The sequence below is a fragment of the Mesonia hippocampi genome (genome assembly GCF_014197445.1).
Classification (GTDB): domain Bacteria; phylum Bacteroidota; class Bacteroidia; order Flavobacteriales; family Flavobacteriaceae; genus Mesonia; species Mesonia hippocampi.
Genome location: NZ_JACIFO010000004.1, coordinates 228,799 through 242,424, shown reverse-complemented (window position 1 = coordinate 242,424; position 13,626 = coordinate 228,799). Strand labels below are relative to the sequence as shown.

9 protein-coding genes and 1 pseudogene are annotated in these 13,626 nt (G+C 34.7%); 7 read left to right on the top strand and 3 right to left on the bottom strand.

The window, feature by feature from the left end:
- The 7 genes and pseudogenes from GGR32_RS06640 to GGR32_RS06610 form a co-directional block, all read left to right on the top strand.
- Nucleotides 1-1,800, top strand: a pseudogene (locus GGR32_RS06640) (hypothetical protein); the annotation flags it as partial.
- A 26-nt stretch (nt 1,801-1,826) separates the two neighbouring features.
- Nucleotides 1,827-2,396 carry a hypothetical protein gene (locus GGR32_RS06635; RefSeq protein ID WP_183477403.1) on the top strand — a complete coding sequence of 190 codons (570 nt, stop codon included), beginning with the start codon at nt 1,827-1,829 and terminating at the stop codon, nt 2,394-2,396.
- Nucleotides 2,397-2,407: 11 nt separating this feature from the next.
- Nucleotides 2,408-2,908: a hypothetical protein gene (locus GGR32_RS06630; RefSeq protein ID WP_183477402.1), complete on the top strand. Its 501-nt coding sequence runs from the start codon at nt 2,408-2,410 to the stop codon at nt 2,906-2,908.
- Between the two features lie 13 nt (nt 2,909-2,921).
- Complete coding sequence (locus GGR32_RS06625; RefSeq protein ID WP_183477401.1) at nt 2,922-4,856, top strand: hypothetical protein; 1,935 nt, start codon at nt 2,922-2,924, stop codon at nt 4,854-4,856.
- Between the two features lie 7 nt (nt 4,857-4,863).
- On the top strand, nt 4,864-6,126 hold the full coding sequence (locus tag GGR32_RS06620) for a T9SS type B sorting domain-containing protein (protein WP_183477400.1): 1,263 nt from the start codon (nt 4,864-4,866) through the stop codon (nt 6,124-6,126).
- A 25-nt stretch (nt 6,127-6,151) separates the two neighbouring features.
- A complete protein-coding gene (locus GGR32_RS06615; protein WP_183477399.1) occupies nt 6,152-7,078 on the top strand; it encodes a PorP/SprF family type IX secretion system membrane protein in 927 nt (308 codons plus the stop codon).
- A gap of 24 nt (nt 7,079-7,102) precedes the next feature.
- Complete coding sequence (locus tag GGR32_RS06610; protein ID WP_183477398.1) at nt 7,103-9,061, top strand: OmpA family protein; 1,959 nt, start codon at nt 7,103-7,105, stop codon at nt 9,059-9,061.
- Nucleotides 9,062-9,158: 97 nt separating this feature from the next.
- Here GGR32_RS06610 and GGR32_RS06605 read toward each other — a convergent pair whose 3' ends face one another.
- The 3 genes from GGR32_RS06605 to GGR32_RS06595 all read right to left on the bottom strand — a co-directional run bounded on the left by GGR32_RS06605 (nt 9,159) and on the right by GGR32_RS06595 (nt 13,531).
- A complete protein-coding gene (locus GGR32_RS06605) occupies nt 9,159-10,547 on the bottom strand; it encodes a tetratricopeptide repeat protein (RefSeq protein ID WP_183477397.1) in 1,389 nt (462 codons plus the stop codon).
- A gap of 87 nt (nt 10,548-10,634) precedes the next feature.
- Complete coding sequence (locus GGR32_RS06600) at nt 10,635-11,828, bottom strand: aspartate aminotransferase family protein (RefSeq protein ID WP_183477396.1); 1,194 nt, start codon at nt 11,826-11,828, stop codon at nt 10,635-10,637.
- On the bottom strand, nt 11,828-13,531 hold the full coding sequence (locus tag GGR32_RS06595) for an OstA-like protein (RefSeq protein WP_246415181.1): 1,704 nt from the start codon (nt 13,529-13,531) through the stop codon (nt 11,828-11,830). The genes GGR32_RS06600 and GGR32_RS06595 overlap by 1 nt, the downstream gene beginning before the upstream one ends.
- Nucleotides 13,532-13,626: the final 95 nt, after the last annotated feature.

Here is a 13,626-nt window from a genome sequence, read left to right as displayed (position 1 = left end):
ACGATAGACGTTCCAAATGATGTAATTACGAACATCACCCAGATTACCAACGATAGCGATGTTATCACAGAAGTTACGGAGTTAATCAACAACGATATCGTAAACCAGGGCGATATTTACACAAGCATTCAAAACTTAATCGATACGAATACGGATGAGTTTATCGATAACGGAAACGGCACCTTTACACATATAGCGGTAAATGGTGACAGCGTTACCTTCGATGCAAGTACGATAACGATGACTAAGCAGGTAAACGGCACCTACTTATTAGAAGATATCAATGGCGATAGCTTAACGATAGACGTTCCGAACGATGTAATTACGAACATCACCCAGATTACTAACGATAGCGATGTTATCACAGAAGTTACGGAGTTAATCAACAACGACATCGTAAACCAGGGCGATATTTACACGAGCATTCAAAACTTAATCGACACGAATACGGATGAGTTTATCGATAACAACGATGGTACTTTTACACATATAGCTGTAAATGGTGATAGCGTTACTTTCGATGCGAACACGTTGAAGATGGTAGACAATCAAGATGGTACCTATCAATTATTAGACGCCAATGGCGATAGCTTAACGATAGACGTTCCAAACGATGTAATTACGAACATCACCCAGATTACTAACGATAGCGATGTTATCACAGAAGTTACGGAGTTAATCAACAACGACATCGTAAACCAGGGCGATATTTACACGAGCATTCAAAACTTAATCGACACGAATACGGATGAGTTTATCGATAACAACAATGGAACCTTTACACATGTAGCAGTAAATGGCGATAGCGTTACTTTCGATGCAAGTACGATAACGATGACTAAGCAGTCAAACGGCACCTACTTATTAGAAGATATCAATGGCGATAGCTTAACGATAGACGTTCCAAACGATGTGATTACGAACATCACCCAGATTACCAACGATAGCGATGTTATCACAGAAGTTACGGAGTTAATCAACAACGACATCGTAAACCAGGGCGATATTTACACAAGCATTCAAAACTTAATCGACACGAATACGGATGAGTTTATCGATAACAACAATGGAACCTTTACACATGTAGCAGTAAATGGCGATAGCGTTACTTTCGATGCGAACACGTTGAAGATGGTAGACAATCAAGATGGCACCTATCAATTATTAGACGCCAACGGCGATAGCTTAACGATAGACGTTCCGAATGATGTGATAACGAACATCACCCAGATTACTAACGATAGCGATGTTATCACAGAAGTTACGGAGTTAATCAACAACGACATCGTAAACCAGGGCGATATTTACACGAGCATTCAAAACTTAATTGACACAAATACGGATGAGTTTATCGATAACGGAAACGGCACTTTTACGCATGTAGCGGTAAATGGCGATAGCGTAACCTTCGATGCGAATACAACTACGCTTACAGATAATCAAGATGGTACTTATACCTATAAAAATGAAGCAGATTCTGAGACTATTATAAAACCTGTAGATTATAGCAATTCAGCAGTTAAAACAGGCAGAAAATGGATAGGAAATAAGGATGTTTACGAACTTACTGCTGAGGTTAATTTAGCAACAGTTTCTAACGTTATAGATGCAGATGCAGCAGGAGTACCTGTTAATGCTACCTTATTAAGTGTACGTTTTATTAATAAAACTACTAAATCTATTAGTACAAACATTATTAGGTACCAAAGTGGAGATATAATTTTAGGTACCGCAGGTTCAATGACAACCTTACACCCTGCAGGAGATTACTACTTAATCGTAGAATACGTAGTAGAATAAATTAAGAACAATAATAAAGCTAAAAAATGATAAATTATAAATCAGTTTTTATAACATTATTTCTAGCAAGCTCAATAGCTACCTATGCACAAGTAGGTAGCGGAGCTACTGGAATAGGAACCGAAGCTCCAGAAGAAATGCTACATGTAGCAGAAGGAAATGTACGAGTAAATAAAATAAATACCAATACAGGTGTAGTTACAGATAAGATAGTAGTGGCCGATGCTAGTGGGGTGTTAAAAACCGTAAATGCAACAATGCCTAAGTTCTTCTACATGCCATCAGTGATTATGCCAACAGCACAAGATCAAGTACCAGGTATGGCAGGGGCAACTTATAATGCAGGTACTTTTACCGTAAATTTACATGCCAATTACCAAAGTCAATTTAATACTCCGGCCGTTTCTAACACCGGGGCTACAACTACGCTACCTGTTATAGCAGCAAATGCGTTAGATTATCATATTGTTTGGTATGATAATACCGTTTTTGAGAATGTTGTTATAAATAACCTAGGGGAACTTAGTTATACCATTAAAGCAACGGCAGAAATTACCGTAGGCTCATTTATGAATATTGTTTTTGTAGTGAAGTAAAAATATAAAAGATGAAGTTAATTGTTATAATAAGCACTTTTTTATGTTTAATATTTACTAGTGTGAATGCTCAGAGTAGTAGCTTAGTTTCTTTAGAAGAAAAGAAAGAAAAAATAACTTTAGAAGAAAGAGAGTATTTAGACTACTTAATTTATGATGTACCTAGTTCTTTATCGTTTTATGAAGAGCAAGTGGTTAGAGACATAAGAAAAGAAAAAAGTATTCAGACAGTAGAGTTTGATAACGTAGCCTTATTAGAAAATATCAAAAACAAAAAGTACAAAAAAGATTTCAATACAGCTTGTTTACTTATGGTACGTTGGGAGAAGGGAGATGATTTAAACTTGACTAAGGAACAATTAAAAGAGTTTAAAAGCTTAAAATTCCTCCTTATTAAAAGCTATCAGCCAGTAAATAAGCAATTGGAAAACTATTTTACTAAACATATTAAGTTAGAAGATAGAGCTATAGAAATAGAAGTATTATACACCTATATAGGTGAAGAATTTTAGAAAAAAAAAGGATATGTTTTTAAATAGAAAAGCAATATTTTTATTACTATTTACTTTAAGTTTTTTTTCACTTAAAGCACAAATAGATTTCACCCCAAGGCAATCTTCTAAAGCACCTGAGCCGTATAAAAATGTTTCTAATTATTATTTACAAGGGGATTTTACTATGATAGGAAATACTAACCTTACATTAAAAGTTTACAGCAATAATCAAAATAATAGTAATGAGGATATGGAATTTGTAGATGTAGATGGTGATGCAACTACAAAAAATTCTTCTTCAGCAGTATTGGAAATTCCTGATGCTGAATGTGCTGAAATAATTTATGCAGGTTTATATTGGTCTGGTAGAGGGTCCAGTAGTCTTGTTTATAATGGGTTAGATAAAAGGAAGGTAAAGTTAAAAAAAGCAGGACAAGCTTATCAAGAGATTAATGCAAATAGAGTTGATAACAATCCTGAAATTTCTTTTACTAGTAGTAATTATTCAAGTATTTATGCTGCTTATGCAGATGTGACTGATTATGTAAGGACACATGGAGTTGGTAATTATTTTGTTGCAGATATAGCTACAATAGAAGGTGACGGCGGAGCCACAGGATATTTTGGAGGCTGGGGAATGGTAGTTATTTATAAAAACCCAGCTATGAAGTGGAGAGATATAACTGTATTTGATGGTTATGGGTATATGAATAGTTCCGCTGGCTCTAAAACATTACCTGTTTCTGGTTTTAAATCAACTCAAAATGGACAAGTTAATATAAAAATGGGGATGATGGCAGGAGAAGGTGATGTTGGTATTTCTGGAGATTACTTTCATATAGAGAGAAAAAACTCAGGAAGTTACCAAGCGTTATCGCATGCAGGAAATTCTACCAATAACTTTTTTAATTCATCTATTGTTACAGGAGGAAATAGTAGGAATCCTAATCTTCAGAATAACACAGGAATGGATATTTCTATGTTCAATCTTCCCAACACTAACAATAGCATAATAGATAATAACCAAGAATCAACAAGTTTCAGATTTGGTTCAAATCAAGATACCTATAGTATTTTTAGTATTGTTTTTGCCGTAGATGCTTATGTCCCAAAGATAGAAGTAGAAAATTCGAATATAACACCAGGAGTGGTTAATGGCGGAAATGTAGTTCCAGGACAAGAACTTAGCTTTAATCTAGACGTTAGGAATAAAGGAACAGAGCAAATTAGAAATGCTAAAATAGAAATTCCATTACCGTCAAATGTGCACTTTTCAGAAGGAATAATAAACGAAACTACGTATATTACAGGAAGTTCTTATTACTGGGAAAACCCAATAACAAATAGTCCTTCTACAGATTTTACAACGATTCCAGGAGGGAAAATAATTTGGGAGATAGGAGATATTCCTTTAGCAAGTGATTTAACTACAATCTTAGGTTCTTTTATATATAAAATAAAAGTAACAGAAAATTGTACTATATTAACTACAGGAGCAGGAGGTTGTGGTTTAGAAATTCCAATAAATGGAGGAGTAACAGGAGAGGGATTAACCTCAGGAAACCTATTAGAAGCCAATTTAATTAGTGATTATGGCTCAGGAGCTTGTGCAGGTCCCGTTTATGAAGACTTTGAGACGTACATTAATGTAAATAATGTAAATTGTCCTAATGTTACAGAAGACAATATAAAGCAGTTTGTTGTAAGCTGTAAAGATGTAGTAGAGCGAGATATTGTTACTGCAGCTTATCCCGAAGGAACAGTGTTTTACGATGCTATTCCAACAGAAACAGGGGCTAGTGTAGTAACTGGAGATTTTTTAGTAAATAAAATAGGAAAAACACCTACTTCTTATTATGCAGTTCTATTAGGGAGTTCTAGTGGTTGTTATTATAAGTTAGAAACTGTACATGTTCAGTGTCATTTAATCACCAACCCAATGTTGCCTTCAAAGGCTAAAAAATAAAATAACAATGAAGCATATAATAAAAATAGCAAGTATAGCTTTGTGTGTGTTTTGCGGAAGTCCCTATGCACAAACCACTAACGAAGGGATGTTTTACGTGAGTGAAGGCACACAGTTTTCAACCCTAGCGGATTTGGATAACAAACCGACAGGAGCCTTTATTAATGATGGCGAAGCTTTTATTTATGAAAGCTTTAATAATGATGGTTTGGTCGATTTTTATAGCAACACGGGGTTAACACGTTTTATCGGAAGCAATACCCAGTTGCTGTCTGGAATTCAACCAAGCGCGTTTTATAATATTTATTTTGATAACACTAGTAGTGAGGTTCCTTTTCATCTATCTGGTAATATTGAAGCCTATGGACTGGTTGATTTTTTTGAAGGTATAGTCGATAACGATAACCATGGTGGTAGCTTTTTATTCAGTACTAATGCCGACCACGTTAGCACCTCCAATTTAAGCCACGTAGATGGTTTTGTACATAAAATAGGCGCAACAGAATTTACGTACCCTATAGGAGATAAAGGCTATTATAGGTATGCAAAAATATCGTCACCTCAAAATACTGGAGCTAACTTTAAAGGAAAATATTATTTCGAGAACTCTAACAGTTTATATCCGCATGCACAACGTTCAGATGCTATTGTCACTATTAACGAAAAGGAATATTGGGAAATAAAAGAAGTGCCAACAGCTCAAGATAATGTATTGGTAAGCCTATCTTGGGATAGCGCTACAACACCTGCCAATTTTATAGCAGCAGCAGAAAATGGAAACCTTACCATAGTACGTTGGGATGAAGATTTAACGTTATGGACCGATGAAGGCGGAATTATAGATGTAGATGCACAAACCGTTACAACAGCCGTAAGCTTAGAAAAATACGGGATGTTTACATTTGCAATACTTAATGAGAAGGACCTTAACCCATGTAATATCGTAGTATATAACTCTGTTACTCCAAATGGAGACGGCATTAATGATTATTTTATAATCGATAATATACATAATAATGAGTGTATCTCAGAGCTTGAAGTACAGGTGTTTAACCGTTGGGGAGTAAAAGTATTTGAGACGAGCGATTATGATACTTCAGGGAATGTTTTCGATGGTTTTTCTACAGGTCGTCTTACCGTAAAAGATAAAGATATTTTACCAACAGGAACATATTTCTATATCATTACGTATACATATAATGATGGAGGCACAGCAGGAAATCGACGTCATAAAAAAGCAGGTTATTTATATTTAAATAGTAGAAGTTAATCAACCAGATTATACCTAATTCATTATGAAATATATTATTAAATCAGTTATTGTAGTTGCCTTACTTTTGCTATCCATACAAGGCATGCAAGCGCAACAAGATTCTCAATACACACAGTATATGTATAACACAGCTACTGTAAACCCGGCTTATGCAGGAAGCAGAGAAGTATTAAGCATATTGGCTTTATACCGTTCGCAGTGGGTAGGATTAGACGGAGCTCCAGAGGTATTAAACTTTTCTGGGCATACGCCTGTTAACGAGAAAGTTGGTTTAGGGCTAAGTTTTACTAACGATAGGATTGGCCCAACCTCAGAAACTACAGCAGTAGCCGACTTTTCTTATACCATTATGTTAGGAGCAGCAACCAAACTATCTTTTGGAGTGAAAGCAGGAGGGAATTTTCTGGATGTAAATATGAACGAGCTTAATGAGTTTAATGTAAACGACCCGTTATCGTTTAACCATACTTTATCATCGCCGGTAATAGGAGCAGGAACCTACCTCCATACCGATAATTGGTATGTAGGTTTATCTATTCCTAACTTTTTAACTTCAAAACATTATGATATAGATTCGGACCTTAAAATATCGGAAGCCTCAGAAGAGATGCATGCTTATTTAATTGCAGGATATGTATTTAATTTAAATCCGAATCTGAAATTTAAACCAGCAGTATTAACCAAAGCAGTATATGGTTCTCCGTTAGCTTTAGATCTTTCTGCAAACTTCTTGTTTCATGAAAAGCTTACCCTAGGAGCCGCTTATAGATTGGATGCTGCGGTGAGTGGAATGGCAGGATTTCAGGTAAACGAAAATATCATGATAGGTTATGCTTACGATTATGAAACCTCAGAACTAAGTAATTATAACGATGGTTCTCACGAGATATTTTTGCGTTTTGAGTTAGGTACTCGTGTTAGAGGGGTAGTAAACCCAAGGTTCTTTTAAGTGTTAACCAATAAAAGTAGACAAATGAAAAAACAATTACAATATAGTTTAACCTTAATATTCCTAATCGTATTTAGCAGTAATACTGTTTTGGGGCAAGACCGTAAGCTACGTAAAGCGGAGAATAGGTATAACCAATACGATTTTGTAGATGCGTCTAAAATTTATGAAAAAGTAGTAGCTTCTGGATATGTATCAGAGGAAATTCTTCAAAAACTAGGAAACACCTATTATTTCAATGCAAAGTATAAGGAAGCGAAGGAGAAATACGAATCCTTAATGGAATTAAATGATGAGTTAGAGCCTATCTATTACTTAAGGTATGCACAATCATTAAGAGCAATTGGGGAGAATAAAGAGGCAGAAAAATGGTTTGACCGTTATGCTAAAATTGTAAACATTTCGGAAGAAGATTTTTCAACCTCAATAGATTATAACCAACTTATAGAAGAAAACTCAGACCGCTATAAAATAAAAAACTTATCGATAAATACCACAGGGATAGATTATGGAGGAGGAATCCACCAAGGCAATTTGGTATATGCTTCTACGGGAGATTCGATAAAAAAATCTAGGTTGAAAACAGATAGCTGGAGTGGTTTGGGCTATATGCGTTTAAAGGGAGTAAATATAGAAGAGGCAGACTCTACTTCTTTTGATAATCTAGGAAACGGATATAAAGTTAAAGGAGATTTAAACTCTAAGTTGCATGTGTCTTCAGCATGTTTTACCAAAGATGGTAAAACCATGTATTTTACACAAAATATTTTATTACCAGAAAAAAATGCTACACAGGCACCACATGTATTAAAAATATATAGGGCTAGGCTTTCTGAAAAAGGAAAATGGGAAAATGTAGAAGGATTATCGATAAATAGTAACAGTTATTCTAACGCACATCCTGCGCTAAGTCCTAATGAAGATCAGCTTTATTTTGTGTCTAATCGTCCAGGAGGAGAAGGAGAAACCGATATTTATGTGGTAGCTATCGATAAAGAAGGAAACCTAGGCGAAGTAAAAAATTTGGGCGATAAAATAAATACTCCAGCACGAGAGACCTTCCCTTTTGTATCGCAAGCAAATGAATTATATTTCTCATCAGACGGGCATTTAGGACTCGGAGGTTTAGATATTTTTTACGTTAAAATTAATGATGATAATACTTACGGTCACCTTTTAAACGTTGGAACTCCAGTAAACTCTAAGTTTGACGATTTTGCTTATACTGTACGAGAGAATACCAATAAAGGCTTTTTCAGTTCCAACAGAAAAACAGATGAAGCAAAAGGTTATGATGATATTTACACCTTTGTAGAAACAAAACAAATTAAAGATGTATTAAGCACGACTATTTGTGGTCAAGTTATCGATATCCAAACAAAAGAACCTATCCATAATGCGAGTGTAAGCTTATTAAATAGAGATAATGAGGTGCAAAATACGGTAAAAACAGATAGTTTAGGAAATTACTGTATGGAAGCAGAACGATTTAAACACTATTTGGTACGAGCCACCGAAGAAACTTACGACGCAGATGAGCAAATGCTAGAAACAAAAGAAGAGAAACACGAAGTCAATTTTGAATTAAGAAGAAATAAAGTACCATTAGAACCAGGACAAGATCTTGCAAAGGTGCTTAACATTCCAATTATCTATTTTGATTTTGATAAATCTAACATCCGTCCAGATGCAGCAATAGAATTAGAAAAAGTAGTAGCGGTATTACAAGAGTATCCTTTCTTAAAAATAGATATCCGCTCACATACCGATAGTAGAGGTAGAGATGCTTATAATATGGCGTTATCTGAACGCAGAGCACAATCTACATTAAACTATATGGTAAAAAGAGGTATAGACAAGGAGCGTTTGACAGCAAAAGGATACGGCGAAACACGCTTAGTAAACAACTGTGCAAATGGAGTACCTTGCTCTAAAGAAGAACATCAACTTAATAGACGTTCAGAGTTTATAGTAATAGAATAAGGTTTATTATATTAGGGTTATAAGTAATAAAAAAGTGGTTTCGTTAAGAAACCACTTTTTTTATATAGTAATTCAATACAAATTATTGAAAAATAGCTTAAAGTGAATTAAGGAATTTTTGAACACTCTGTCTTTTAAAAACCTCAGGAAATAACTCTTCCATAATAAACGCATATTCAGCATCTATATGGGTTGCTTTTTTTAAGTAAGAATATGCTTCAGAAGGGGAATTTATAAGAAAAGAAACTCCTGAAAGCCGATAAAATACTTCGGCAGCTTCTGGGTGAAACTCTTTTGCTTGGAGTAATGTTTCCTTTGCTAATTCATATTCGCCGAGCTCTAAAAGTAGGTCGCAACGAGTAACCCATGTTTCGAGTTCATAATTACCTAAGTCTAAGCTTTTCTTAAAACCTTTTACGGCTTCTTCATAAAAATGAAGTTTTTTATTTATGTGTGCAAAGCGTTTCCAATAATGTACATTGGCCTCATCTATGCTAATGGCTTTATTGATATAGTATAAAGCTTTACGGAAATCTTTACGTTTATAATAAAAATCGGTTAAAGTGTTCCAGACTTTATCTAAAAGAGGATCCTCGTTTGCTGCCTTTAAAAAGTATTGTAAAGCAAATTCGGGCTGTTGTAGTTTATCGTAACATTTTCCTATGTGTAAATAGGCAAAAGCTGTAGGGTCTTCTAATTCTAAGGTGATAAGGTAATTATCAATAGCTTCTTGGTAGTGTTTTAGCTTTTCTAAAACCTTTCCTTTTTCCATATAGGCACCTAAAAAATGATCGTCCGATATAATAGCATAATCAAAAGCAGTGAGTGCTTTTTCTAACTGTTTTAGGCTCATGTATTGTTTTCCTAGTTGGTGCCAAGCAACTTCAGAATAAGGGCTTTTGTCAAGAAATTTATTTAAAAACAGTATGGCTTGGTGGGGTTGTTCTAAAAAATCGAAACAATAAATAACATTGTATAAAGAGCTATAGTCATCAGCATCAGATTCTAGACATTTAATAAAATGTATTTTGGCCTGCTCGTAATCTTCTAAGAACATGTATTCCATAGCGATAAGAGAATGTACATCGGCTTCATCAGCGGTATGGTTTAAAGCAAAAAGAAGCGTGTTGATAGCCTCGGTATGTTTGTTTTTTTTAGAGAGAATACACGCTTTTTGGATGTAGATTTCTTCATTAGAAGGTTCTATCTCTTGTAGACTTTCAAGGAGTTCATTAGCATCGTTAAGTTTGTTTTCAAAAATAAGTACTTCTACATGAAATAACCTAAGGTTGATAGATTGCGGATGCTGTTCTAAGCCAAGCTTAATTGCTTTTTTGGCTTTAGACATTTTACCATTTTCGAGGTAATAGTAGGTGATGTTTTCAAACTCATCAGCATCAAAAAATAGAATATCATTTGTTTTTAGCATCGATTCAAATCGATCTAAAGAAAAATCATATTGACCATCGTTATCACTTATTTGCATAGAGAATAGGTATTCTTTTTATACGTTATTAAAGTTAAAGGTAATAAACATAGTTTTGTTTGAAATCCTTTTGGACTTGTTAACATATTAATTAACACTTTCGTTTTGAATTTCATTTAAGCAGGTTAAAATAACATTACAACCTTCTTCTATTTCTTGCTCAGTAATGGTAAGCGGTGGAGTAATGCGTACTGCTTTAGGTTCAAATAAAAGCCAAAATAAAATTAAACCTTTTTCTTGTGCTTTTAGCACGAGTTTATTGGCAATTTCTGCCGATTGTACAAGAACGGCTAGCATTAATCCCTTTCCTCTTATTTCGGTAATGTATGGATGTTTTAATAAGTTTCTAAACAAGGTTTCTTTTTGAAGGCTTTCTGCCATTAGGTTGGTGTTTAAAAGCTCTTCTAGCGTAGCTTTAGCAGCAGCAGCGATAACAGGGTTTCCGCCAAAGGTAGTAATGTGTCCCATTTTTGGGTTATTGCTAAGGCTATCCATAATTTTTGCGGGAGCAATAAAGGCTCCTGCAGGTAACCCACTGGCCATTCCTTTTCCTATTACTAAAATATCAGGAATAACGTTGAAGTCTAAATAAGAAAATAGTTTTCCTGTTCTTCCAAAACCGGGTTGTATTTCATCTAAAATTAATAAAGCGCCAACTTCTTCACATCGGGCTTTTACTTTTTGTAAATAATTGTTTTGAGGAAGAATAAAACCTGCACCGCCTTGTATGGTTTCTAAAATAACGGCAGCTGTATTTTCTGTAATAGATGTTAGGTTATCAGTATTGTTAAATAAAATGTGTTTTATTTCTGGAATAAGTGGTAAAAAAGGCGTTTTTCTTTCTTCATAACTCATTAAACTAAGCGAGCCCATAGTGTTTCCGTGATAGGCATTTTTTGCCGCTATAATTTCACTTCTACCTGTATATCGTCTAGCTAATTTTAATGCACCTTCTATGGCTTCGGTACCGCTATTTACCATATAGGTTTTTGCTGTTGGAATTGCCGTGTTTTCAGCAATAAGTTTAGAAAACTCAATGGCAGGAGCCAAGGCGTATTCGCCATAAACCATGACGTGCATATATAAATCTAACTGATTTTTTATAGCTTTTACAATAGTAGGATGGCAGTGCCCCAAGCCACACGCAGATACTCCAGCTACAAAGTCTAGGTATGCTTTTCCTTCTTTATTGTATAGGTAACTTCCTTTTGCTTTAGCTACTTCCATACCAAGCGGTTGAAGGGAAGTTTGTGCTTGGTAGTTTAGAAAATCTTTATTCATTAGTTGTTTTCTATAATGTTATGGTTGGGAGGTGTAGAGGTGTTAATGCTATCTTTCTCTGGGTGTTTGAGTAAGTTTGGCGTTAAACGAGAGTTTTTATGAAGTTGCATTTTGGTGCTGTCTTGCTCAAAGAAACTTTCTTGTGTTTTAGGGGCGTCTATACCTTTTATTTTAGGTAATTCTAAAGAATCTTTACCTATAAAGAGGTCTTCTTTTCTTCGTAGCATTTCGTTTCCTCGCCAGTTAAATCCTTTTAATTTTCTTGCATTTTCGGGCAATTCTTTTTCAGGGTATAAGGTGTTTTTCGGATTGGTGTGGTAGGTAATATAGGTGATTTCTTTGTCTTTAAATTCGATATTTATACTGGAAGAAATAGCTTTGTTAATTCCTATTAAGGCTAAATCGTTATCTCGAGAGTAGTAAATAGTTTCTGTATTTTTTATAAAGTTAACCTCTGTTAGCTCATTTTCATTATTAAATAAACCAAACATTTCTTTTCCTTTTACCTGGTTATAATCTCCAACGGTATCTTTTTGAATCATAAATGCATTGTAGTATACTAAAAGCGAATCTAGTTTATTGGTTTTTGGATTGTTAATAAGCTTGATAGTATCTCCTGTAAGCTGATTGTTTTGTGCCCAAACTATGGGTTTTCCCATCATTGTAGTTACTCCTGTAACTTCCGAAATATGTACCGAGTCACATTTACCGCTCATATCGCTTTTAAATAAGCGTGTATTGTAGTATCCCCTAATAATGCGTTTGTCTGTTTTTCCTGTAATCATTAACGTATCACTATGGATGTGGATAGAATCGCGCTCCTGCTTCATAGAGGCTAAAGCTCTTTTGGTAATAAATACAGAGTCTTTTTCGCGATAAACTTCGGCATAATGTCCGCTAATAAGCGATTGGTTTGCTGTATCTATTACTTTTATATGATTGGTTGCCGAGGCAAAACCTTTTTCTCTGTTAAAATAAATGCTATCGCCCTTAAGGTTTCTTGTTTTATAATCTACACTTGCGTTTTTTACAAAGTGCCCAACATCACCACGGGTATCATAAAAACCGCGTTCGCAATAAACTTTACTGTCTTTTCCTGTAATGGTAGAAGGACCGTATAAATAGGCATGACCCGATTCTTCATAAAAATCTATATGCTGAGAGTTAATAATGTATTTAGGGTGTGTAACAACTACATTGTTGAGAAAAGAATATTTTCCATCTTGCATATAATACCGACCTATTTTACTGTTAATTGTACTGGCGGTATCTTTTACAGTTCCTCCGCTACGGTAAAAAGCTTGCTGTTTTTTTCTGTCAAAAAATAAACTATCTGTGGTAAGGGTATTTTGTTTTGTTTCTAGTTTTACCCGGTTACTGATAAAAGCAAATTGCGTTTTCCCGTTATACTCGGCATAAGTTCCCTGTAGTTGTATAGAGTCACCTTGTTTTATTTGTACATTGCCATAAGCCCTAAGGAAATCTTCTTCAGGATATAAAATGGCTTGATCACACCAAAAGTCTATGCCTTCATGTGTAAAGTAAGGTTGTTTCCCTTCTGCTTTTACAAATATTAAAGCTCCAGGGTATTTTTCTTCATCGGTAAGGAAACGATTGTTTTCGTAATCTATTTTTTTCTGAGCATGCAATGCATAAGGGAAACTCAGGATAAGGATAAAATATATAAAATGAAATTTCTTCAAGTGTATTTTTTTTTCAAAAATACAGATAATAATTGAATGCATTTACTAAGGAAAATAAAAAAGCCTTCTAGAAGTGAAGGCTTTTTTATTTTAGT